The organism is Psychrobacter sp. FME13, from assembly GCF_014861395.1.
Classification (GTDB): domain Bacteria; phylum Pseudomonadota; class Gammaproteobacteria; order Pseudomonadales; family Moraxellaceae; genus Psychrobacter.
Window position 1 is genome coordinate 1 of record NZ_RRYV01000321.1, and the last position, 1,033, is coordinate 1,033.

Consider the following 1,033-nt stretch of genomic DNA (forward strand, 5'->3'; position numbering starts at 1 on the left):
CCCAAACGTCGTTACAAGCCTAGTTAAGGTCTCGACATTATCGTCGGCTTGCGCCAGTTTGGTGCAATTTTAGCAATCAGCAGCCCTAATATTTGAATGTTCAACACGCCCTAATTACCTTGTCTTGATCAGCGCTTCTGTGCACGCTCTATTCAACAATACGCCTATAAACTATAAGGATAAGCAGTTTGAGTGATTTTGATAACTTAGATAATTCAGAGGATTTTGACGATTTTTTTGAGGATATTAACTACCGTTTCGATGAGTCATTCAGCAATGGTTGGGAACGTCTTATCCAGTCCGTTAGACAGGTATATGACAAAACAGCTGATAAATTTGAAGACGAGCTTGCCTTACCAGTGACACAAGAATACGTCAATGATGCACTACAAAAATTCGTCACTAATAATGTAAAAGCCATCTTAGAGTTGCGTGTTGAAATGCATGACGACTGGTTTCGCCTATACAGCACGATTAACACAGCGGGGATTTATGTCGAGGTGGCTAGTAACTTTAGCCTAGTTCATGTTCAGCTTGATCGCAATGTCCAACGTTTGGTATTTGGTCAGCAGACCTATACTGATATTCTCAACCTACGCTGTGAGTCTTACCTTAAACGCCAAGGTGTTAAGTTCTTTATTTGGTTCTATCACAGCATCCTTAAAAAAGACCCTTTAGGATTTCTACTATCTTACATCAAGATTGCCCGTGCAAAAGATGAAGTCATTTACATTGACATTCATCGTTGGCTAAAAAATAACAAAAAAATCATTAGTACTTTGCATAAGGTACAAGTAAATTATGCCGATCTTGAAGAAGAGCAAATGATTTTAAAAGCTCAAGTTAACTACCGTGACTTACTGGCTGCAAGTAGCAACGAAGATATCATTAGCGATGATGATGAGCCTGATCTAATGCAGGCATCCGTCAACCCTTCAAATGAGGCTGCTATACCAAGCACAGTATAGACATGACATATTATACCAAACCCAACAATTAAAGTTGCGCCCAAGCACGAGCAGTTAACGACCGA

Annotated in this window: 1 protein-coding gene; it reads left to right on the plus strand. The window is 39.8% G+C overall.

From position 1 onward, the window contains the following. Positions 1-188: 188 nt before the first annotated feature. Complete coding sequence (locus EI164_RS16325) at positions 189-968, plus strand: hypothetical protein (protein WP_192521020.1); 780 nt, start codon at positions 189-191, stop codon at positions 966-968. Positions 969-1,033: the final 65 nt, after the last annotated feature.